At 34.1% G+C, this 23,657-nt stretch carries 23 protein-coding genes; 11 read left to right on the top strand and 12 right to left on the bottom strand.

Going from position 1 to position 23,657, the window contains the following annotated elements:
• Positions 1-53: 53 nt before the first annotated feature.
• From KCG49_RS07400 to KCG49_RS07370, 7 genes are all read left to right on the top strand, one after another.
• Positions 54-1,031, top strand: a complete 978-nt coding sequence (locus KCG49_RS07400) for a 2-hydroxyacid dehydrogenase (protein WP_218545555.1) — start codon at positions 54-56, stop codon at positions 1,029-1,031.
• Between the two features lie 168 nt (positions 1,032-1,199).
• Positions 1,200-1,610, top strand: coding sequence for a response regulator transcription factor (locus tag KCG49_RS07395; RefSeq protein WP_218545554.1), 411 nt, complete (start codon positions 1,200-1,202; stop codon positions 1,608-1,610).
• Positions 1,611-1,717: 107 nt separating this feature from the next.
• Positions 1,718-2,089 carry a VOC family protein gene (locus KCG49_RS07390; RefSeq protein ID WP_218545553.1) on the top strand — a complete coding sequence of 124 codons (372 nt, stop codon included), beginning with the start codon at positions 1,718-1,720 and terminating at the stop codon, positions 2,087-2,089.
• A gap of 23 nt (positions 2,090-2,112) precedes the next feature.
• Positions 2,113-2,619: a DUF4199 domain-containing protein gene (locus tag KCG49_RS07385; protein WP_218545552.1), complete on the top strand. Its 507-nt coding sequence runs from the start codon at positions 2,113-2,115 to the stop codon at positions 2,617-2,619.
• 22 nt (positions 2,620-2,641) lie between these two features.
• Positions 2,642-3,100, top strand: a complete 459-nt coding sequence (locus tag KCG49_RS07380) for a DUF1801 domain-containing protein (protein WP_218545551.1) — start codon at positions 2,642-2,644, stop codon at positions 3,098-3,100.
• A gap of 111 nt (positions 3,101-3,211) precedes the next feature.
• Positions 3,212-3,598 (top strand): VOC family protein, encoded by a 387-nt coding sequence (locus tag KCG49_RS07375; RefSeq protein WP_218545550.1) that lies wholly within the window; start codon positions 3,212-3,214, stop codon positions 3,596-3,598.
• Between the two features lie 61 nt (positions 3,599-3,659).
• Positions 3,660-4,160, top strand: coding sequence for a TM2 domain-containing protein (locus KCG49_RS07370; RefSeq protein WP_218545549.1), 501 nt, complete (start codon positions 3,660-3,662; stop codon positions 4,158-4,160).
• Between the two features lie 50 nt (positions 4,161-4,210).
• Here the strand turns inward: KCG49_RS07370 and KCG49_RS07365 are convergent, their stop codons facing one another.
• The 5 genes from KCG49_RS07365 to KCG49_RS07345 are packed head-to-tail and all read right to left on the bottom strand — an operon-like array spanning position 4,211 to position 9,890.
• Positions 4,211-5,221 carry a carboxypeptidase-like regulatory domain-containing protein gene (locus tag KCG49_RS07365; RefSeq protein WP_218545548.1) on the bottom strand — a complete coding sequence of 337 codons (1,011 nt, stop codon included), beginning with the start codon at positions 5,219-5,221 and terminating at the stop codon, positions 4,211-4,213.
• A 17-nt stretch (positions 5,222-5,238) separates the two neighbouring features.
• A complete protein-coding gene (locus tag KCG49_RS07360; protein ID WP_218545547.1) occupies positions 5,239-6,294 on the bottom strand; it encodes a carboxypeptidase-like regulatory domain-containing protein in 1,056 nt (351 codons plus the stop codon).
• Positions 6,278-8,092, bottom strand: coding sequence for a GNAT family N-acyltransferase (locus KCG49_RS07355; protein WP_218545797.1), 1,815 nt, complete (start codon positions 8,090-8,092; stop codon positions 6,278-6,280). Before KCG49_RS07355 ends, KCG49_RS07360 begins: the two co-directional genes overlap by 17 nt.
• Before the next feature lie 37 nt (positions 8,093-8,129).
• Positions 8,130-9,380 (bottom strand): aspartate kinase, encoded by a 1,251-nt coding sequence (locus KCG49_RS07350; protein ID WP_218545546.1) that lies wholly within the window; start codon positions 9,378-9,380, stop codon positions 8,130-8,132.
• Positions 9,381-9,410: 30 nt separating this feature from the next.
• A complete protein-coding gene (locus tag KCG49_RS07345) occupies positions 9,411-9,890 on the bottom strand; it encodes a GNAT family N-acetyltransferase (RefSeq protein ID WP_218545545.1) in 480 nt (159 codons plus the stop codon).
• Positions 9,891-10,114: 224 nt separating this feature from the next.
• Here KCG49_RS07345 and fbp point away from each other — a divergent pair, with 224 nt between their 5' ends.
• Complete coding sequence (fbp, locus tag KCG49_RS07340) at positions 10,115-11,128, top strand: class 1 fructose-bisphosphatase (protein WP_218545544.1); 1,014 nt, start codon at positions 10,115-10,117, stop codon at positions 11,126-11,128.
• 44 nt (positions 11,129-11,172) lie between these two features.
• Here the strand turns inward: fbp and KCG49_RS07335 are convergent, their stop codons facing one another.
• Positions 11,173-11,604 carry a tellurite resistance TerB family protein gene (locus tag KCG49_RS07335; protein WP_218545543.1) on the bottom strand — a complete coding sequence of 144 codons (432 nt, stop codon included), beginning with the start codon at positions 11,602-11,604 and terminating at the stop codon, positions 11,173-11,175.
• A 100-nt stretch (positions 11,605-11,704) separates the two neighbouring features.
• On the opposite strand from KCG49_RS07335, the gene mfd reads away from it, so the two are divergent.
• The 3 genes from mfd (at position 11,705) to KCG49_RS07320 (ending at position 17,443) form a co-directional block, all read left to right on the top strand.
• The gene (gene mfd / locus KCG49_RS07330; protein WP_218545542.1) at positions 11,705-15,103 is read left to right on the top strand and encodes a transcription-repair coupling factor; all 3,399 of its coding nucleotides are present in this window, start codon (positions 11,705-11,707) and stop codon (positions 15,101-15,103) included.
• 131 nt (positions 15,104-15,234) lie between these two features.
• The gene (locus KCG49_RS07325) at positions 15,235-16,098 is read left to right on the top strand and encodes a DMT family transporter (RefSeq protein ID WP_218545541.1); all 864 of its coding nucleotides are present in this window, start codon (positions 15,235-15,237) and stop codon (positions 16,096-16,098) included.
• A 43-nt stretch (positions 16,099-16,141) separates the two neighbouring features.
• Entirely contained in the window at positions 16,142-17,443 is a 1,302-nt protein-coding gene (locus KCG49_RS07320; protein ID WP_218545540.1) for a TlpA family protein disulfide reductase, read from the top strand.
• A gap of 18 nt (positions 17,444-17,461) precedes the next feature.
• Here KCG49_RS07320 and KCG49_RS07315 read toward each other — a convergent pair whose 3' ends face one another.
• From KCG49_RS07315 to KCG49_RS07290, 6 genes are all read right to left on the bottom strand, one after another.
• Positions 17,462-17,989 carry a hypothetical protein gene (locus KCG49_RS07315; protein WP_218545539.1) on the bottom strand — a complete coding sequence of 176 codons (528 nt, stop codon included), beginning with the start codon at positions 17,987-17,989 and terminating at the stop codon, positions 17,462-17,464.
• Positions 17,990-18,066: 77 nt separating this feature from the next.
• Positions 18,067-18,792, bottom strand: a complete 726-nt coding sequence (locus KCG49_RS07310; protein WP_218545538.1) for a sterol desaturase family protein — start codon at positions 18,790-18,792, stop codon at positions 18,067-18,069.
• A gap of 383 nt (positions 18,793-19,175) precedes the next feature.
• Positions 19,176-19,628 (bottom strand): hypothetical protein, encoded by a 453-nt coding sequence (locus KCG49_RS07305; RefSeq protein ID WP_218545537.1) that lies wholly within the window; start codon positions 19,626-19,628, stop codon positions 19,176-19,178.
• Positions 19,629-19,635: 7 nt separating this feature from the next.
• A complete protein-coding gene (locus KCG49_RS07300) occupies positions 19,636-21,030 on the bottom strand; it encodes a hypothetical protein (protein ID WP_218545536.1) in 1,395 nt (464 codons plus the stop codon).
• 95 nt (positions 21,031-21,125) lie between these two features.
• Entirely contained in the window at positions 21,126-22,298 is a 1,173-nt protein-coding gene (locus KCG49_RS07295) for a helix-turn-helix domain-containing protein (RefSeq protein ID WP_218545535.1), read from the bottom strand.
• Between the two features lie 173 nt (positions 22,299-22,471).
• Positions 22,472-23,416: a nicotinic acid mononucleotide adenyltransferase gene (locus tag KCG49_RS07290; protein WP_218545534.1), complete on the bottom strand. Its 945-nt coding sequence runs from the start codon at positions 23,414-23,416 to the stop codon at positions 22,472-22,474.
• Between the last annotated feature and the right edge of the window lie 241 nt (positions 23,417-23,657).

Here is a 23,657-nt window from a genome sequence, read left to right as displayed (position 1 = left end):
TAAATTTATACCACATAATAATTTCTTCTCTCTGGGAAGATTAAGATGGGCTTATGAAAATACTTCATTTAGACAGCAATCATCAACTACTAATTAATCAACTCAATGATTTAGGCTTCACCAATCATGAAGACTATATTTCTTCAAAAGCTGAGCTTGAAGCCAAAATATCAGATTATGATGGCATCATTATTCGTAGTAGATTCTCAATAGACAAACAATTTTTGGACGCTGCAAAAAACCTAAAATTTATAGGTCGCGTTGGTGCTGGTTTAGAAAATATAGATTGCGAATATGCCGAGCAGAAAGGTATTCATCTCATCGCTGCACCAGAGGGCAACCGAAATGCTGTAGGCGAACATACATTGGGAATGTTACTATCGTTATTTAACAAACTCAACAAAGCAGACAAAGAAGTAAGACAAGGCAAATGGTTGCGCAAGGCCAATCGTGGTTTAGAGCTCGATGGAAAAATTGTTGGACTCATTGGTTATGGCAATATGGGAAAAGCCTTTGCCAAAAAATTAAAAGGTTTTGATGTAGAAGTCCTTTGCTATGATATAAAAGCTAATGTTGGGGATGAAAATTGTAAGCAAGTCTCGTTAGAAGCGCTTCAAGAACAAGCAGATGTATTAAGTTTACACACACCTCAAACCCCTTTAACCTTGGGTATGGTGAATAATGAATTCATCAATAATTTTAAAAAATCATTTTGGTTGATAAACACAGCCCGCGGTAAAAGTGTAGTGACAGAAGATCTGGTTAGTGCATTAGATTCTGGAAAAATTTTAGGTGCTGGTTTAGATGTTTTAGAATATGAAAAAACATCCTTTGAAGATGTATTTAAAATAGATAAGCCTAAATTTCAATGGATGCGAAAAGGTAAAAAGAGTAACTTGCCTGAGGCATTACAATACTTAATAAATGCTGACAATGTACTTCTAACGCCACACGTTGCAGGCTGGACCATTGAAAGCAATATAAAATTGGCACAAACTATTGTAGATAAAATCATACTAAAGTTTAAATAGTTGCTAGTTCGAGTATTTCAACTTTATAGATTCGAAATATATAGAGAACATTTAACCTTAAATGACATCTCGATACACTACTCCATAAGGTCAGTATCACTCAATGTGACAATTTTCTATATTTTAGTAATCTAAAACAAAAAGTTTCTGCTTACGCAGGAAATAAATATGAAGAAAACCATTCTCATTTTTGGAATGCTCATACTTGCATTGCTGCTGTTATTTCAATTTAGTAAATATGCCGTTATTTCTGGTAGTCTAAAAGTGGAGTTAATTGTTGCAGTTATAGCAATTGTGTTTTTCTTTATTGGTGTATTTATCAACAAAAAATCACTCAAGCCTAACCAAACCGAATCTGCTGAAATAAACCATAATAAGATTAAAGATTTAGAAATCAGCTCAAGAGAATACGAAGTCTTACTACATATTTCTGAAGGCTTATCGAATAAGGAAATAGGAGAAAAACTATTTCTCTCTGAGAGTACTATAAAGACGCATGTTTCAAATTTATTCTTAAAACTTAATGCAAAGCGTAGAACTCAAGCTGTACAAATTGCTAAAGCATGCAAAATCATTTAAAAAATATACTTTTAGACCAAGGTACTAGTGCTTTGGTACTTTAGTATGACTTGGTGTTTAGGCACTTATAATAGCTTTGTTCTGTAATAATCTTAAAATTTATTCTCATGAAATTAGGAGCCTTTTCGGTAAGTTTGAGTGTAAAAGACATTCACGCTTCAAAATCATTTTATGAAACTTTAGGCTTTACGGTCTTTGCAGGTGACATAAAAAACAATTATTTAATCATGAAAAACGAAGACTCACTTATTGGTCTTTTTCAAGGTATGTTTGAACAAAACATATTGACTTTTAATCCTGGTTGGGATCAAAATGCTAATACTTTAAAATCTTATGATGATGTAAGAACTATTGAAAAACATCTCAAAGACAATAATGTAAAGCTAGAACGTGAAACAGAAGGAGCTGACTCTGGCCCTGCAAGCATCGTATTTTATGACCCTGATGGAAATACTATTTTAATTGACCAACACATATAATCAATAAATCAAATTAGTTCAAGATGAAAAGTACAGTAATTAAATATGGTGTTTATGCATTATTAAGCGGTTTTTTATTTTTCGGGTTTCCGTTTCTCTTTGGAATGGAAGTAGATTATGACTATGGAGAAATTATTGGATACACCTCAATGGTTCTCTCTTTGCTCTTTGTTTATTTCGGAATTAGACACTATCGAGATAAAGTGAATAATGGTAAAGTGTCTCTGTTAAAAGCGCTTGCAATCGGAATGCTCATTGCTTTATGTTCTGCAGTTGGAGTAGCAGTTTTCGATTATATCTATACAACCCAGATTAACCCAGATTTTGCGAGTGATTATTTAGAATACTCCACAAAAAAGATGGAAGCAACATTATCTCCTGAAGAATTAAAAGTTAAAAGCGCGGAGTTAAAACAGCAAATGGAGGACTATGGAAGTCCCAGTTTTATGGCACTAATAATGTTCGTGTCCGTTATGATTTTAGGATTTGTTATATCTTTAATATCTGGATTAATCCTACAACGAAAATAACTTCTATAATCAATCTATAATCATGCAATACGAAGCAACATCTCCGGCAGACTATATTAGCCAAGTTCCTGAGGAACGCCAAGACACATTAAAAAAATTACGTAAAGTTATAAGCGACAACTTGCCAAAAGGTTTTGAAGAAGGGATGATTTACAAAATGATAGGTTACTATGTACCACATTCGGTGTATCCAGATGGTTACCATTGCGACCCAAACACACCTTTGCCATTTATGAGTTTTGCTTCACAAAAAAATTCAGTAAACCTATACCATAGTGGCATCTATGCTAAAAAAGAACTGCATGACTGGTTTATTAATGAATATCCCAAACACTGCAAACGCAAATTAGATATGGGTAAAAGTTGCATAAGATTTAAAAAAATGGATGATATTCCTTTAGAGCTGATTGGAGAACTCACTAGAAAAATGACTTGTGATGAGTGGATAGACATTTACGAAACGGCCATAAAGAAGAAATAGGTTGTGTTTACAAAATAAAATCAAAGTTTAATTTAAAAAAAGATTTCTGCTTTTTGCAGGAACTTATCAGGGTTTCCATTTTAAGAGATCCTGAAATAAATTCAAGATAAAATGAAAAAACGCATAACAGGAATTGGCGGTTTGTTCTTTAAGAGCAAAGACCCAAAAGCCTCAAAAGATTGGTATAAAAAACACCTTGGATTTAACACCGACGATTACGGCTGTACCTTTTGGTGGAAAGACAAAGACGGCAATGATTGTTCTACCCAATGGAGTCCGTTTGCAGAAGATACAAAATACTATGAGCCTTCTAAAAAAGACTTTATGTTTAACTATAGGGTTGAAAATCTTGAAGCATTGCTAAAAGTTTTAAAGGATGAAGGAGTGACCATTGTAGGAGATATGGAGACTTACGACTACGGAAAATTTGCATGGATTATGGACAACGAAAACAATAAAATTGAATTGTGGGAACCTATTGATGCGGCTTTTAAATAATTGCATTTGTTTTTTTATTAATTTTAGACTCAATAAATTAACTAAAAAACAATTTAAAATTATGGCAGACGATAATAAAGATTTAGGAGATGATCTTAACGATATGTTAGATGACGCAAAAGAAGGGGCAAAAAGAACAGGAGATAAAATAAGCCAAAAAGCTAGTGAATTAGCTGATGATGCAGAAGAGTTAGGAAGAAAGGCCAAAGCAAAAGCTTCTGAATTTGCAGATGAAGCTAAGGAAACCGCTAAAGAATTTTCAGATAGCGCTAAAGAGGCTTACCAAGAAGCTACTGGTGACAATAAAAAAGTGTTAGCAGGTATATTAGGAATCATTTTCGGAAGTTTAGGTATCCATAAATTTATTTTAGGTTACAATAAAGAAGGTGGTATTATGCTTGGTATAACTTTAATTGGTATTGTACTCTCTTGTGTTGGTATTGGTGTATTCTTAGTCTGGATTATGAGTATTATTGGACTAATTGAAGGAATCATCTACTTAACCAAATCTGATGCAGAGTTTTATAATATGTATCAAGTGGGCAAAAAACCTTGGTTTTAAAAACCATAAAACATATCTAGACCCAGAATACTAATTCTGGGTTTTTTGTTTTAATCTTTTAGCTCATAATCAAAAGGAAGCATGTCACCTAGACGCTGACTGCCCATCTCTCCACTAAAATAAACACCAAGTATAGGTAGGTAATAACCATACGAGTTCACAAAAAATTCAGGTACCAATACTTCTAAACTCGATTGAAACTTCTTATCATATAAAATCGATACCTTATCTTTTAGTACCACCTTTTTATAACTACTGTCTTTAGACTTTTCAATTCTAAAATGTGCCCATTCGTTCACCATAAATTTTCCAGAAAATATCCTATAGCCTTCATCGCGTATATTTTCTTTATAGAGCGAACGCATAAAATGTTGTATAGAACCTTTGTAAGCTTTCTCCCTATTTTTTAAAGTCTTTTTACGATCAGCTTTCTCTAGGTTTTTGTAAAATGAAGTTCCTTGAAAAGCCACTTTTTTTAGTACAAATTTATTAATACTGGGGTCAACATATCTAAATTCTATTTCAAAGTCTTTCACGTCAAAATTAACCTCGTATTGTAAAGCTTTATTTTTTACAACTATAGGCACTCTAGCACTTGCATGTAAAGTTCTATCTTGCTTATCATAGTTTAAGATAATGTCATCCTCATTTAAAATCGTACAAGATTTTCCAAACGTTGAAGAACCTAAAAATTCTTTTTTAAACAACCTTAGTTTTTGCTTCCTGGTTAAACCATCATCATATTCTATAAGGACTTCATCAAGTTCGTTATCAGCCTCAACCATTTCTATGGTGATGTTGTTCTGATTTCTAAAATCTGAAATTAAAACTTTTTCATAACCCAAATAAGAAATCACTAATGTAGATTGAATGGCCTCTGTATATGAAATTGAAAACTCACCTTTTTCATCTGTTGTTGTTCCAATAGTTGTGTTGTCAAAATACACTGCTACGGTTTCCAATGGTTGCTTTGTAGCTTTGTCAATTATCTTGCCCTTAATAACTTGAGAGCCACAAATGCATGGTAACAATATAAAAAATAAGAAAGATTTTAATTTCATTTTTTTCGATTAAAACACTAGAGCTTAGTACAATTTGAACATATATAATCATCTGGCAATCGCATGCTAATCCCTAAATTACCTAAATGACCACGAAAAGCGAATGCTCTTTTATTAGATATACCTCCATTCTCATCGATAAGATAGCCATTCTTGTTTACGATAAAAATTTGCTGAAGAGGCGCAATTTGCGTTTTGTTTCCAAATTTATCCTCAATAAGATATGTGTCATTTTTTAACGCTATAGAAAAAAAAGCACCAACCTTGTTTACCCTAATGTGTTCTTTTGTGTCAACAACAGTATCCTCATAATACATTTTGTAATTATCTTGAGGTAGGGTTTCATTTATCATGGCTCTATAGAATCTTAAAGATGAAAGCTCATAGACCTCATCTCTTAACTTTAATTTTCGTTTAGATGTTTTGCCATTGTTAACCAACTCTTTATAGAATGTTCGAATAGCTCCTTTTATGATACGGGGTGATAATGAAAACTTTAAATCACCCATGTTTAATTTATTAAATGTTAAATTGAAATAATCTAAATCTACCTCTATTAAATAGCTAAGTTTTTTATGTTCCACTAAAATTGGTTTATCAGAGGTACAGTAAAGTATTCCATCTGACGGACTAAATCTTAAATCCACATCTTCAATGTTCTGTATTTTACAATATTCTTTCATTTGATTCTTCCCCAAAAAATAACTCTTAAAGTAATTTTCTTTTCGTTGTCTTGTCCATGGGTCAGCTTCTATTATAACATCGTCTAATATTTCTGGTTTTGCATAAAGTATTATTTTTTTAAGATTATCCTTTAAAGGATTATCAACTACTAACACTTCGTATCCTACTAATCTAAACACTAATGGCTTGTTGGGTGTTTCTAAATGATTTATGAAAAAATTGCCCAGACTATCTGTTACGGTTCCAATAGATGTATTATCAAAATATACAGCAACGTTTTCTAATGCTAAATTTTGGGAATCAACAACCTTACCGATAAAGGTTTGAGAGCGAATAATTAACGAACTTAATAAAAACAGTAAAACAATAACTTTACTTATCTTCTCCATTTTCCATGAATTTTCGCTCGAGTTCTGCCTGAAATTCTTCCATCACAGGTCTCACGGTGCTTTCAGGTAGGTCAGCAATTTTTATATACATTAAACCATCAACTGCATTGTTGAATAATGGATCAACATTAAATGCCACAAGTTTGGCGTTTTGTTTTATGTACTTTTTAAGTAAAACGGGCAAACGTAATGCGCCTGGCTCAACCTCGTCAATGATTTTATCAAACTTGTTTAAGTCGGCTTCGGTAGCATCGAACACAAAATCCTTATCGGCATCTTTCAATTTTACCTTAAATTCTTTCTTAGGATGCACATATTGCGCTACATAAGGATCGTAATAATGAGATTTCATAAACTCAATCATCAAACTCTTAGAAAAGTTAGAAAACTGATTGCTTATACTCACACCGCCTATTAGGTACTTATGCTCAGGATAACGCAAAGTAGTGTGTACAATACCTTTCCAAAGTAAAAATAAAGGCATTGGTTTTTGTTGGTATTCTTTAATGATAAAAGCACGCCCCATTTCAATAGACTGGCTCATCATTTTGTAAAGCTCGGGTTCAAAACGGAATAGGTCTTGTAAATAAAAACCGTCAATGCCATGACGCTCAAAAATCTGAGAGCCCAAACCCATTCTATACGCTCCAGCGACCATGTTATTTTCATTGTCCCACAAAAACATATGATGATAATAGGTGTCAAAAGTATCAAGATCTATAGCTTCATTTGTGCCTTCACCAACCTCTCTAAAAGTAATTTCCCTTAGTCTTCCGAGTTCCCTTAGAATATTTGGCATGTCCTTAGCCGAAGCCAAATACACTTCATAATTTTTGCTTACTAAAAGTCTGCAATCTTTTTGTTTGAGTTGCTCAACCTCGGCAATCATAACATCTGTATCTATCGGGGTTACAATACGTTTTGGCTCTTTGGATACTTTAAGTTGCGACTGTAGATTATCTAAAATCTTTGGTTTATCCTCAAAAGATTTTGATAGCATGTAGGTTTTACGCCTTAGGAATTCTGAAAAATCAGCAAGTGCGTTGTGCTCCTTCTGGTCTTTAACAGAGATAGGCCGGCCTATTCTTACTTTTATAACCCTACGCTTTTGTGTTAACAACTCCGAAGGTAATTTAGCAGTCCTAAGCGTGTCACTTATTTTAGATAATCTATAGAAAAGGCGACTGTTTTTGGCATGAAAATAAATAGGAACTACGGGAACTTCTGCTTTTTGAATAAGTTTCATTGCAGCTTCTTCCCAAGGTTTATCCACTACCAATTTACCATCTCTGTAGGTCGATACTTCTCCCGCTGGAAATACTCCAAGCGGATGCCCTTCCCTTAAATGCAAAATGGCATTTTTAAATCCAGCGATACTACTTTTTACATCCTTACGATCTTCAAAAGGATTTACTGGCATTACATAAGGTTTAAGAGGCTCAATTCTATGAAGCAAAAAGTTGGCAATAATTTTAAAGTCACTTCGCTGTTCTAGCATTAATTTTAATAGTAGAATACCATCTATTCCGCCCAATGGATGGTTAGAAATGGTGATATAAGCACCGTCCTTAGGAAGTCTTTTTAAGTCTTCTTCGGGAATTTCGAATTTAATCTGAAAATCATCAAGTAATGCATTCAAAAAGTCTACGTTAGATAAGTGTTTGTTGCGCTTATATATTTTATTTATCGTAGAAATTTTGAGTACTTTCATCAATATCCAACCAAAAAACGTTCCTAAGAAACCATACTTATCTGCATGGATTGCTTTGGCAACCTCTTTTGCCGTAACTAATCCCATATTAGATGATTTCCCCATAAAACAAATGTAGTAAATGTTATTTAGTTACTATTTGAATCGTTTCTTGTGTTAACTGCTTCAACAGTACGGTCTTATCTTTTTCGAGTTCTTTTATTGCAGCTTGGTTATAATGCCTTATAGTATAAAGACTTACATTTTCGTGAGATGTGACTTTAAATTTTGCTCTTAAATGTTGAAGCAACTTTTCGAGATTGTTGTATAGGTTATCGATACAAACAGAAAAGCTAATGGCTGAATTCTGAATAACATCAACTTTCATTTTGTATAGGTGCAATAAGCTAAATATCTCACTGATATTTTCTTCAACGATATATGAAAAATCTAATGATGACAGTGAAATTAAAATCTGATTTTTCTTTACGATAAAACACGGAATTTCTGGCTCCAAGGTTTTTCCTTTACTAACACAAGTACCATTAGCATTAGGGTTTAAAAATGACTTTACATGCAATGGAATCTCCTTGCGTTGTAATGGCTGAAGTGTTTTTGGATGAATGACCGAAGCTCCGTAAAATGCCAACTCTATCGCTTCTCTGTAAGAAATTTGGTTAAGCAATTGTGCATTTTCAAAATAGCGAGGATCTGCATTTAAAACACCAGGTACATCTTTCCAAATGGTAACACTATTGGCATTTAAACAATACGCAAAAATAGCCGCCGTATAATCACTACCTTCTCTGCCCAAAGTGGTAGTAAAATTATTTGCATCGCTGGCTAAGAATCCTTGGGTAATGTTTAGGACTGATGTATTAAGTTGAGAAGAAATTTGGGCTTGGGTCACTTCCCAATTAACGTTGGCACGTCTGTAATAATTATCGGTTTTTATGTAGTCTCTAACATCTAACCAATTATTTTTTAAACCTATATCATTGAGATAATGACTGATAATTGTTGTAGAAACTAACTCACCAAAACCTATAGTTTGGTCATAGACATAATTGTAATCTGGTGATTTATTGCTTTTAAAAAATAAGTTTAATTCATCAAAAAGGGCTTTAACAGCTAAAAATACCTGATGACGCTCATTGTCAAACAAACCTAGCAGAATTTCATTATGATATTTTATAACATCATGGATAGAACTTTGCAGTTCTGCTTTGTTTTCAAAATAATTTTTGATGACCAATTCCATAGCATTAGTGGTTTTTCCCATGGCAGAAACGACCACTAAAGTATTCTTGTAACCTGTGGTGTTTAAAACTTTGGCTAAATTTTTCACACCTTTAACATCTTTTACCGATGCTCCCCCAAATTTAAAAATCTGCATATATACTTCTCGTAAAAATGAGAATCTTTTTTAGTTAATATTCTTTAAATAAGCGTTGATTCCGTTCTCATCGAGTTGTACCACATCCCAATCTCTCATAACGTTTGCGCCTTTACTTTCGTAAAATGCAATGGCTGGTTCATTCCAGTCTAAGACTTCCCAACTTATGCGTTTTACTCCAATTGCTTTTCCGTATTTTACTACGGTATCCAAGAGTTGTGTTCCTAGACCTTTGGATCTGCATGCTTTACTTACAATGAGATCTTCGAGGTGCAGTGCTTTACCTTTCCAGGTTGAATATCTTGGATAAACCAATGCCAAACCTTCAACTTTGTTTTCTACTTCTACAACAAAGCATTTAAATTTGGGGAGCTCGCCAAAGCCATCACGTTCTAAATCAGAGCATGAGATTTCAACTGCTTCGGGCTCTTTTTCAAACACGGCTAATTCATTTATTAGCTCTAAAACCCTTGGCATATCTTCTTTAGTTGCTGGTCTAGGTAGAGTCATTATTAATTATGAAAACGAAAATCAAATATAATCTAAAACTCGCTTTAATCCATAATTTATTTATGCGATAATTGCATTTTAAATGCTTACAGATTTACTTAAATATTTTATAAGGTTATACTAAAAAAAGAACTTAGGTTTACTTGTAAATAGTTTACAGTACGAAAACGATATAGTTTGTTAAAAAATGCGATATTTGTGCCATCTAATCAATATACCACTCCATGTCTAACTCTAAAATAAATCAAACTCTAGGTGAATTTATCATTGAAAATCAAGCGTCTTTCAAATATACCTCTGGTGAGCTTTCGAGATTAATAAATTCTATTCGTTTAGCGGCAAAAGTGGTTAATCACGAAGTTAATAAAGCGGGTCTAGTTGATATTATTGGTGCGGCTGGTGATACCAATATTCAAGGTGAGGACCAACAGAAATTAGATGTTTATGCCAATGAGAAGTTTATACAGACCATGACAAAGCGAAATATTGTCTGTGGTATAGCCAGTGAAGAGGAAGACGATTTTATTACCATAAACAGTCAGGACGAAAACCATCAAAATAAGTATGTTGTGTTGATTGATCCGCTAGATGGCTCGTCTAATATTGATGTGAATGTATCTGTGGGAACTATTTTTTCAATTTACAGGCGTGTGACTCCTATTGGTACACCTGTGCAGCTCGAGGATTTTCTTCAAAAAGGAAATCAGCAAGTAGCGGCGGGTTATGTGGTTTATGGAACGTCTACCATGTTGGTTTATACAACAGGCGATGGCGTTAACGGTTTTACCTTAAACCCTGCCATTGGATCCTATTACTTATCGCATCCCAATATGCAATTCCCCGAAGATGGCCGTATCTACTCAGTAAATGAAGGGAACTATATTCATTTTCCAAAGGGCATTAAAAACTATATAAAATACTGCCAAGAGGAAGAAGGGGACAGACCATATACCAGTAGATATATTGGTTCGTTGGTTTCTGATTTTCACAGAAACATGATAAAAGGTGGTATTTACATGTACCCAAAAAGTTCTAAAGCAAGTAATGGTAAATTGCGTTTACTGTACGAATGTAATCCTATGGCATTTTTAGCAGAACAAGCCAATGGTAAAGCCAGTGATGGTTTTACACGTATTATGGATATTCAACCTACCGAACTACATCAGCGTGTACCTTTTATTTGTGGAAGTAAGAATATGGTGGAAAAAGCTGAGGAGTTTATGCGCAATGCAGAATAAAAAAAGCGAACATTAATGTTCGCTTAATTTTTTTCTAAAATCTACTACTGGTTCATTTTTTTCATTCTCTCAGTAAACTCCTCCAAGTCTACTTCGTAATGTACTAGCGTTAAAGCTTTATCAGCAATATATTTTACGTTGTCTTGGTTAAATCCTAATCCGATACAAAGCTTTTCTAATAATCCCAATTGATTTGGGCCTTCAATATGATCTGCCCAAACCATACGCGCCAAATCGTATAAACGTTCTAGGCGTTTGTCGTAAGAATGTGGTGCATTAATAGGATGACTTTTATAATCCTTTAGAATGTCTTTGTATTCGAGCTCTGTAATATCTAAGCGAATAGCCAAACGGTCTAAAAACGCCTTTTCTGCATCATTGATAACTCCATCGCTCATTGCAACTCTTACTATGGCTGCAAAATGGTCTTCATTTCGCTTTTTAAATCCGCTTTCAAATAATTCTGAAAATGACATATATACTGTTTTTTATAGAGTGCAAATATAATTCTAATAATAGATAATTTCAATTAATAACACCGCAAAAATTTTATATTTGCACATCAAATAAAGGAACTTGAGTAAAGCATTCATTTCCCAAACTTTTGCACAGACTTTGCAACTGCAAAATCTGCAAAATGCTATTACCCAAACCGAAAATAAAATACATTTAAAGGGCCTTGTAGGATCGTCGTTCTCAATAGTTGTGGCCGAAGCATTTAAAACTGCTGACAAACCATTTTTGTTGATTTTTGATGACAAAGAGGAAGCAGCCTATTACCTCAATGATTTAGAACAGCTCATCAACGATAAAGATGTATTGTTTTACCCTGGAAGCTATAGAAGACCTTACCAAATAGAAGAAACCAATAATGCCAACGTTTTACTTAGGGCTGAGGTTTTAAATCGAATCAATTCAAGAAAAAAACCAGCTGTAATTGTTACCTATCCCGATGCTCTCTTTGAAAAGGTGGTTACTAAAAAAGAATTAGAGAAAAATACCTTAAAGGTTACCGTTAGCGATGAACTGAGTATCGATTTTGTAAATGAAGTCCTTTTTGAATATAAGTTTAAACGTGTCGATTTTGTGACAGAACCGGGGGAGTTTTCCGTGAGAGGAGGTATTATAGACGTATTCTCTTTTTCGCACGATGAGCCTTACCGTATTGAGTTTTTTGGTGACGAAGTTGATAGCATTAGAACTTTCGATGTTGAGACACAACTTTCCACTGAGCGTATTAAAAAAGTAAGTATTATACCTAATGTTGCCAATAAGCAAATTGCAGAAAGCCGTGAGAGTTTTTTAAAATACATTTCTAATAAAACGGTTATTTTTTCTAAGAACGCATCTTTGCTGTTTTCAAGAATCGATGAGTTTTTTGCTAAAGCCGAAGAGGCTTTCAATAAGTTGTCTTCAGATATAAAGCATGCTTCACCAGAAGAATTGTTCTGTAGCTCCGAGGTATTGAAACATCAATTTTTAGAATACAATTTGATTGAGTTTGGTTCGCAGAGTTTCTTTTCTCATCTAGGGCAAAGCATAGAATCTCACCCAGACAAAAAAGAGATTGCGGCATCACAAGTTTCTACTAATGCCTCCGTAATTGAATTCAATACCAAACCACAACCTTCGTTCAACAAACAATTCAATTTGCTTATTGAAGATCTAAATGAAAACCACCAGAACGGAATTGCCAATTATATCGCTTGCGTAAGTGAACAACAGGCAAAACGTTTTCACGATATTTTTGATGATATTGAGCAAGAAGTACATTACAAAACGGTAGTACTTTCATTGTATCAGGGTTTTATTGATAAGATACATAAGATAGCAGTTTACACTGACCATCAGATCTTTGATCGGTACCACAAATTTCATCTTAAGAATGGCTACGCCAAAAAGCAGGCTATTACCTTAAAAGAGCTCACAAATCTCGAAATTGGGGATTATGTAACTCATATAGATCATGGTATTGGTAAGTTTGGCGGATTACAAAAAATAGATGTTGAGGGCAAAAAACAAGAAGCCATAAAATTGATTTATGGTGAACGGGACGTACTGTATTTAAGTATTCATTCGTTACATAAAATCACAAAATTTAATGGTAAGGATGGTAAACCGCCAAAAATATACAAGCTAGGAAGTAAGGCTTGGAAAAATCTAAAACAGAAAACCAAATCTAGAGTTAAGGAAATTGCTTTTAACCTCATTAAGCTCTATGCCAAACGGAAGCTTAAAAAAGGCTTTCAATACGCTCCAGACAGTTATATGCAGCACGAGCTTGAGGCCTCTTTTGTGTATGAGGACACGCCAGATCAGGTGTCGTCAACGGCAGATATAAAAGCAGATATGGAGAGCGAGCGCCCAATGGACCGTTTGGTCTGTGGCGATGTTGGTTTTGGTAAAACTGAAGTCGCCATAAGAGCGGCTTTTAAAGCTGTTGATAACGGAAAACAGGTTGCCGTTTTGGTACCTACAACCATTTTGGCCTATCAGCATTACCGTACTTTTAAGGAGCGCCTAAAAGCTTTCCCTGTTACGATAGAATATGTCAACCGTTTTAAAACTGCTAAAGAAAAACGATTAACGTTAGAGGGTTTGGAAAAAGGGAGTGTAGACATCATCATTGGTACGCACCAACTTGCGAATAAAAATGTAAAGTTTAAAGATCTGGGACTACTTATCGTAGATGAAGAACAGAAATTTGGTGTTGCCGTAAAAGAAAAATTGAAAACGATAAAAGAAAACGTAGATGTATTGACATTAACCGCCACTCCCATTCCCAGAACACTTCAGTTTAGCTTAATGGCCGCAAGGGACTTGTCTGTAATAAACACACCTCCGCCAAACCGATACCCGATTGAAAGTCACGTAATTCGCTTTAACGAAGAGACCATTCGCGATGCTATTAGTTATGAAATTCAGCGTGGAGGCCAAGTATTTTTTATTCACAACAGAATAGAAAACATAAAGGAAGTTGCCGGGATGATTCAGCGTTTGGTTCCAGATGCCAAAATTGCCATCGGCCATGGGCAGCTCGATGGTAAAAAACTAGAGCAACTCATGCTCGCATTTATCAATGGTGAGTTCGATGTTTTGGTGAGTACAACCATTGTAGAAAGCGGTTTAGACGTTCCCAATGCTAACACCATATTTATCAACAATGCCAATAATTTTGGATTGAGCGATCTGCATCAAATGCGAGGTCGTGTAGGTAGAAGCAATAAAAAGGCCTTTTGTTATTTCATTACACCAGAATATTCTGCAATGACCACCGATGCTCGCAAACGCATCACCGCTTTAGAACAATTTACCGAGCTCGGCAGCGGATTTAACATCGCCATGAAGGATTTGGAAATTAGAGGTGCCGGAGACCTACTCGGTGGTGAGCAAAGTGGATTTATAAACGATATAGGTTTCGATACCTATCAGAAGATTTTAAACGAAGCCATTGAAGAACTAAAGGAGTCAGAGTTTGCAGATCTGTATGAAGATGATGGTAAGCCAAAGCAATATGTTAAAGATATAACGATAGACACGGATTTTGAATTACTTTTTCCAGATGACTATGTCAACAATATTACCGAACGTCTCAATCTATATACAAAACTCAATGCCATAAAAACAGAAGAGGAACTAGAGAAGTTTGAATCTGAAATTATTGATCGTTTTGGCGAATTACCAACACAAGTTTCTGACCTTTTTGATAGTGTACGTTTAAAATGGATTGCCACTAAAATGGGAATTGAAAAACTCATTATGAAACAGGGTAAATTGATAGGCTATTTTATAAATGACCAACAAAGTAAATTCTATCAAACCGAAGCTTTTACCAAAGTTTTACAGTTTGTGCAAACTAATGCGGGCCAATGTAAAATGAAAGAAAAGCAAACCCGAAACGGATTGCGTTTACTCATTACATTTGAAAACATAAAATCTATAAAACAGGCACTGGCAGCACTTTCTAAAATATAAAGATTAAAGTCTGTTCTATTGGTTTTGGAGTATGAAAAACTGTATCTAGAATTACCAAAGTTTTTTTAATCTAAATGTTACAATTTAATGACTTAAAATTCAATTGAATTGAATTGACAAATTTTAAATGAATGAAACAAAATTCACATTTAAATCACCTACTGTGGCTTACGGTTGCTACAATCTTCATCAGTACTTCAGGTGCTTTGGGTAAATACATTGCCTTACCGACACCAGTTGTAATTTGGTGGCGTTCAGCTATTGCAGCGGTATTTTTATTGGTTTTATGTCTTTACAAGGGCATTGATTTAAAGATCTATACGCGTAAGGATCGGTGGACATTTTTAGTTGGTGCTGTATGTATGGGAGCACATTGGATTACCTATTTTTACGCCTTAAAATTTTCTAATGTGGCTATCGGGATGTTGTCGTTGTTCACTTTTCCTGTAATTACGGCACTTTTGGAGCCCTTGTTTTCTAAAGTAAAATTCGATCCTGTTCATATTGTTTTAGGTATTATTGTGCTTGTAGGTATTTACATTTTAGCGCCTGATCTTGATATAAAAAGCGGTCAACTTCAAGGGATTCTCTTTGGGTTATTATCAGCAGTCTGTTATGCACTTCGTATTCTTATACTAAAAAGCCATGTAGTAAAGTATAACCCTACTATGTTAATGTTTTATCAAGTCGCTATACTTACCGTTATTTTAGCTCCGGTTTTATATGTTATGGATACTTCAAATATCACCACACAATATCCTTATGTAATATTGTTGGGGCTTCTAACGACTGTTATTGGACATACGCTGTTTGTTAATAGCCTAAAATATTTTAAAGCGAGTACAGCAAGTATTATTGGAAGCGCACAACCTGTTTTCGGTATTATAATTGCTTATTTTTTCTTGAAAGAAATACCAACAATACATACATTTGTTGGAGGTCTCTTAATATTATGCACGGTTGTTATAGAAAGTATTAGATCTAAAAAGGCATAATGGCTTAATTATTGAAGCAGTTATCGCGATAAAACCATATAAAATGAAAAAATTAATCCTTTCCTTGTTCTTAGTTCCTTGTTTCGCCTTTTCTCAAAGTGTAAAAGGAAACTTTTCGCCAGCAGAAGATTTTTCCTATGCCTTTTTATACAAGGCTACACCAGAAGGTGCCAACTATGTAAATAGGGGGAAATTAGATAGTCTTGGTAATTTTGAAATTCCATTGGATTCTACAGTGACTCCAGGAATTTATAAAATTGTGTACGCTGTTCCGCCAGAAGAAAACAATTTCGATTTTATATACGATGGCAAGGAAACCGTAGCCTTTAATTTTAGTTATGATAAAGGTGTGGAATTTACCGAATCTGAAGAAAACAAACTCTGGAATTCCTATCTGCACAGCATGGACATGGTTAACAAAACCATTAGTAATTATTATTCTAAAGCCAATACAGACGAGGATGGCTTTGCATCTATTTTTAAGGTAGTAAAGGATACACAGTTGGCGTATGAAGAATCTTCAAAAGACAAATTGGTTTCTGCATTTATCACGGCCAATAGACCTTATATACCTCCGCAGTACGAAGATGTTAGCGCCTATTCTAACCATCTAAAACAGCATTTTTTAAGTCAGATAGATTTTAGTAATTATCTATTGCAGAGTTCTTCGTTTTTGGTCGATAGAGTAACAGGTTATGTTTTTAATATGATAGAAAACCCTACGAACAAATCCTATAAGGATTTGGTAGATCAAGTAGCCGATGCGATTAGTAACGACGATCGTATTATTAAAACGAGTTTAATGGAAATTCTATGGCAACGTTTTGTAACCTTAGAAAACCACGAGCTTGCCAATTATATTACCGAAAATCATTTATTAGACCTGGCTAACGCTACTGGTAATAAGGTTTTGGCAGAAACCATCACATCCTATAAAAATACATCTTTGGGTACCAAAGCCCCTAATTTTGAAATTATATATGGTGAGAACACTTCAAGTCTTCACGATTTAAAAGGCTCGGAATATTATCTGCTTATATTTTGGAGTAGTGGCTGTGGACATTGTTTAAAAGAACTTCCTAAAGTAAAGGCATTGGTTGCCGAAAAACCCAATATAAAAGTAGTGGCTTTTGGTTTGGAAGATGAACCCACCAAATGGACAGAAGAGATTAAAAATTACCCCGATTTTATCCATAACATCGGTTTGGGTAAATGGGGAAACCCCATTGTAAAAACCTATGGTGTTGCCGCTACACCTATGTACTTTTTGTTAAGTGCATCCAAGATTATTATGGCAAAGCCTTATGGCTATGAGGATTTGGAAGTGGTTTTGAAGGATTTGTAAGCGAATTTATTCTGTAGCCTATTGTTTACATCCCTGTTCCCGTTCTTCTTTAGTGATGGTCCAAACGTTAATTGACTTACGTTTTAATTTGTTTGTTGAGTTTGGCGTGATTAACTCAATATCAATGATACTCTCTACGGCAATTTTATATTTAGCATCCTCAATTAAATATCCATTAACGTAAACGTCATTGTTTTTATCTATTCCAAAAAATTTGTTTAAATCACATTGTGACTTGGTTTTTATTTTTTGATCCAACTCCACAAAGACAGTTCCGTTTTCACTTAGGTTGGAAGATCTATGAACTGTATGATAATGTCTATCTTTCAATACCCTTACTTTAATAATCAAAGTCTTGTATTTGTTGATAAAGCTTTCATTAGCGATGATATTGTCGTTAACAATTATCATGGGACAACTGCTCTGTGTTTTTGGCAATTTTACGTAGTTTTCTTGTGAGTTACTGTTTAAAAAGAACAGCATCAATATGCCTGCAATTAAAAACTTTACCCAATTGTAAAAACCGATATGATCTTGTTGTTTCATTATTAATTCTTTATATTTATGATAAATCTTTGTAGCTAGATTGACTCACAAGTGACTTTTGATTTCCAATTACGCCACTACAAGTTTTCTTCATGTACATCTTTAAATTTCAGCATGTCAATCAAGCGCTGCTCCTTTTCATTATCAAAGCCACATGAGGTTTTAAATTCTTTAGGGTTTTCATATGTGCCAAATAGCATATCCCACCAAACTATATCACCATAGTTGTTTGTATGCTTATTGTATTCATGATGGATTCTATGCATTTCTGGTCGTTGAAAAATGTAGCCAACCCATTGAGGTGTTTTAATATTTGTATGATAAAAGAATTCCCCAAGTGCGGTACATAAAGTATAGACGGCTCCTGCTTCAATACTAAGACCTAATAACATATAAACCAATAAACTGCCAATGATTGAATTGAGAACCATTTCTAAAGGGTGTTTATAAAAAGAGGTGATTACCTCGATTCGTTGTGGGCTGTGATGTATTTGATGAAAATGTAACCATAGAAAATTTACAGTATGCCTCCATCTATGCCACCAATAGAACACAAAGGTTGCAATAATGTAAGCTATTCCACCTCCCAAGGTAGGATTGACAAAATCTGATAATCTAAAGATAGATGAAGAAGACAACCATTCTTCCCATGTAAACCCTGCTATGACTACAACGAATAGTTGTACAAAATTAATGGCCAAAACCCTTATTGTCCATGTAGGGACTTGCGGTAAATGCCACCCAGGCTTTATGCGCTCAATGATAAAACACAATGCAAAAACTATAAATATTGTGATTAACATAAATAAGTCTTTAAATTACTGACCACATAATTTTATATTGCTTAATAGATAAAGGAAAGCTAAAATTATCATTACTACTATTACTATTGTTGTTATAACTGTTTTTTTTGTTTTCATTTTTATTCGTTGTTTAGTTTAAGCTGTTCTCATAGTATAATTCTTTGTCGACATTAATCATATGGGGATAAAGGCTTCATACCGTATAATTACGAGACTTTTTTAAAGTTCCATTTTGTTTTCGTAGTACTTAGATTTCAAATCAATATATTTTGTGACTTTTCTATAAAGTTTAACCATTGAGATTATAAAACATATCATAATGGCAATCATGAGCAGTCGCCATATTATTAAGCCAATACTCGGGGATATTACTGTTTCCATATTCAGTTTTTTAATGTATCTACTTTAAAATTTACCTTTTTTATAAAACTACAGTCCAATTTTTTCATAAACTCTTCATACTCTTTAACTGTATTAAAGTATAGCCTTCGACCATTAAATTTATCTGTATAATCAAAATCAAATTCTCCTTTGAGTTTTAATTGGTCAATATTCAATGCAATTAATAATTGCTTTTTTTCATAGTTACCGCTTAAAAAAGAATCTATACGTCGATTAGTTGTTTTAAAACTCACTTGTTTGGCTAAAGACTCAGATATCTCAAACAATATAGAATCTTCATTAATCTGCTTAAATTCTTCTGACGTAAGATTAAAGGTGTCTTTAATCTGCCTTGTAGACTCTTTTCTATTCTTATTACTTGAAAAAGGTTTGTAAACCGTACAATTAATCATTAGAAGAATTAATAATATTATAATAAGAGACTGTGTTTTCATAAAGTGCTTAATTAGTATAATACCAATAACAATAATCTTCGTTAATCTGAGCTGTTGAATAATTATATGTAATAACAACCGTTATTAAATGTCTACTTCTGAGAGGGTAACCACCAATGTTTAATCCAACCAACATTTCACCTTCAACAGATATTTTAACGCTGTCTGTAGATTCATTTATTTCAATTACAGGCCCACTGCTGTCATTGGGATCTTCACTATCAAGCTGCGTCCAATCAAACAACGTGTTATTACCTTCTAATTCTGATCTTACATTTAAGATGTTCAAACATTCCAAAGCATTGTTATCGTCTGGTATCATTGCTTTGATTGAGGTGACTATGTTAGCTTGAGGAAAATTATTGAATTCTAATGAGTGTACGTCTCTTCTAACCGAGCCTATTTCAAAAACTGAAGATACATGTGTGTAATTACTACTAGATAAGCTGTCAAAATAGTCTTCAGCTTCTTCGAAAGAATCAAAATGTAGAGCATTGTTAGGGTCTAGGTTAATATTAAATTCTAAAGATGAGTTGGGATTACCCATTAAATAAATAATAATATCTGTTATAAAACTCTCATTAGCCTCACTGTGCCCATTTTCGGAAAAGAAGTTTTGGATATTGATTTTTAAGGGCGTATTAGCCGTTAAAAAATTACGTTGCGCCAGTGTGAGCGAATTTAGGAAGCCTTGGTAAGGGGTAATATTGGGGCTCGACGAGCCTCCTCCTCCGCCACCGCCAGAGTTCCAGCCAAAGTCAATATAGCCGCCACTGTTCCCTCGGTCAAAGATGCTACCGACGACGATATAATTGACTTGAGGCAGACCAGAGCTGCCGCCAACGAACCCTATATCGACCTCCTCCAGGTCGCAATAGTCACAGACAGAATAGGGGCAATCCGTACAATCGTTTTTTTGGGTCACGGCTTTGCCATAAACGTCTGGGAATCCCAGGTACTCGGTTTGCAAAATTCCGTTTTCTACGGTGTATCCCTTTATGAAGCTGCCATCAAGGTCTGTAATGAGCAGTTCACCATCGTAAGCTTCCGAGTCGGGACTTTCATCTGGGGTCATACTGAACACCACACTCTGTATCTCCCCATCGATCTCTAAAAGCAGTATATGGCTATAGTGCTGTTGATGGATTGTTGCTGCTGGTACAATGGTAAGCAGCTCATCGGTATTGGTGATCTGTTCTTGCTGCACATCCGTGGATATGTTGGTAAGGTAACTGTTGGCATTGGTCTTTTTTACTGTCCTTAGGTTCAGAAAACCCATGGCATCATCAACGGATACCGTTTTAAAGTTTTCGTTCTGGGCGGTGCCGTTATCCTCTTTTTCGCAGCAAAAAAGGGTAGATAGGGCAATTGATAGATAAATGAGTTTGAAAAGATTTTTCATAAAGTAGGATTTTTTAATTTTCAATACCCAAAGTTCTGTATAATTACCAACACCCATGTCCCGAAACTTGCAGAACAACAAAAAATAGGACAAGTTTATACATTTCTAAATTGGTTTGGTGTTTGTTGATATTGTTTTTTAAAAGCACTGTAAAATGCTGATTTTGAATTAAAACCACACTCTAAACCTATGGCTACGATTGTATAGTTATCATAATTTTTATCTTTTAGTAATTTTTTAGCTTCTTCAAGTCTATAACCGTTTACATAGTCTTTAAAATTCATATTTTTTTGGTTATTAATGACTTTTGAAAGATGACTTGTACTTAGGTTAACCTTATTAGCTAAATATTCTAAGCTTAAGTTTGGGTTAAGATATAACTTTTCATTGTTGAACATATCTTCTATAACTTCAATGACATTTGGTTTTCTAAGGAAAGTGTTTTTGTTTTGGGTGTTGTGACTATTTTTCTTTAAATTTTCAATTAGGGCAATTCTTTTTTTTCTTAATCCAATTCGCTCTTCAAGTTGTTTAGATTTTTGAAGGCCTATATACCCTATCCAATATACAAGTATAGATATACCAATCCACATTGGGTAGAAAACATATGATCTATTAAGGTCGTATATTACGACAATGCTTATAGCACAGAACCAAAACAAACAGGTTAGCATTCCAAGGTATATGAGTTTTTTCAGCCAATTTGTTTCCGATTTTATCCATTTTATATCATAAGAAATATCTTTCTCATGGTTAATTATCATTTTATGAGTTAAAACCATAAGTATAATATTGAACGCAATTGAGAAGAATTCCACATAGACAAAAATCCCTCTGCTAAAATGTGATGGTATATCATAGGCCTTGTTTACCGTTAACTTATAAAACACCTGCACTATATGTATAAACAGGACCAGCACAAAGGGGCCGATTAAGTATACGCTTAATATTTTGGTAATGGGTTGTTTTCCAATAAATTTTTGCACATAAAAATAGAACATAGGTAACACTAACCAATGCCAAGGTATGTATATGTATTTAATTATGGGGTAGAGATCAATTAACTTGGTGTCCAATAACCAATATTTAAAGTTACTTAATGAGAGAAATAATACTATTAGAGAGAGGTATTTAACATTATTTGTGGCATATTTTTTTTGACTCAATACAATTACACTGAAGATTATACCATGTACTACTCCTGATATGATGAGTATATTAAAAATATTTAGGTTAAGAGTTCTGCCATTTCTAGTTTTAAAATCCATGGGTAAGGCTTGGTCACAATGTGGTGTAATTGCATTCAAGTGATGTAATAAAGAATTAGTGACAAGCTCTATTTTTTAGACACTAGGTAAACCCTTAAAGTCACTTCAAAATAAAAACGCCCAGTCGACAAGTATCAACTGAGCGTTTTTGAAACTAAATAACCAACCAAAATTTAGCTTCGAGTATTATTTCTAGGGTTATCTACCTTAGGTAATTTTTGTTTACGTTTTTTGGGCATTTCCGTTGTCTCTGTAATTCGGCCTTGGGTATCAGAACTTCTGTAATAAGCAATATATCCTCTTCCTTCAAACTCATATACTGTGCCAGAATTTGCATGGAACAACTCTATCCTACCATCATCAATAACGCTGAGTTCAAAGAATTCATTGTCAAAGAAATCATAATCTAATGTTAATGTTTTTAGGTACATATTTCCTGTAATATCTCCTACACCATAAAACCCTGTGTAATCCCAGTAGATATTATTTGGATTGTTCACATTTACATCTTGCGAGCTTCTAAATGTAGAATCGTTTCCACCAGATAAAAACTGTAAATAGTTTTCATTATCAAACTCATTTAAAGCTCCAAACTCACTTGTGTATACTTTTTCCCAAGCCTCATACTCTTGCAAGAAATAATGAATATTGTCGTAGAAGACAAAGTCATAATCAAAATTAGAGCGTTGATAACCGTCTAAAAAGTAAGACGTGTCATTAAACGGATTGTATAGCTCAATAGTATTGTTGTCTATTTGAAACACATCAAAAGACTCAAACCCATCGACGGTGTGGTTAACATCCAATATCATATCATAGGCATCGTAATTTCCTATTTGCACACCAAATCCATTACCTTGACTACCCAAACCTACTAAATTATTATTGGCATACATACGACCATTATCAAAGCTCAGTGTAAAGGCAATTTGTAAAAATGGAGTTTCGCCATAACCTTGGGTAGCGTTAATATCCACGTACCACAAATCGTAAGATTGCAGCAATTGATTTAATGAAATTGCAGGGTCATTATCGTTAATGTTTATTTCCTCAGTATAACATGAGGTAAACAATGTTGCACTGAGTGCAAATACAAGTAATAGTTTTATCGTCTTCATAATCTAACGGTTTTAGGGTTATTACTTTTATAATTTCAAAACGTGTGCCAAAGTCAAATTTTAATACCGATTGAAATATCAAATTGAGCGTAGTCAAAATGTCAAATTTCATTACAATGTACAATGGGTGTATTGACCTAAAAAGAATATTAACTATACTTCTACAAGTTTAGTAACTGGCCATAGATTGACAGCGGAAAAACCAAGAATCATTCTCTAAAATTTGTGTATTTTTGAATGA

This window comes from Winogradskyella luteola (genome assembly GCF_019203985.1).
In the GTDB taxonomy this organism is placed as follows: domain Bacteria; phylum Bacteroidota; class Bacteroidia; order Flavobacteriales; family Flavobacteriaceae; genus Winogradskyella; species Winogradskyella luteola.
This window is presented reverse-complemented; position numbering and strand designations above follow the sequence as displayed.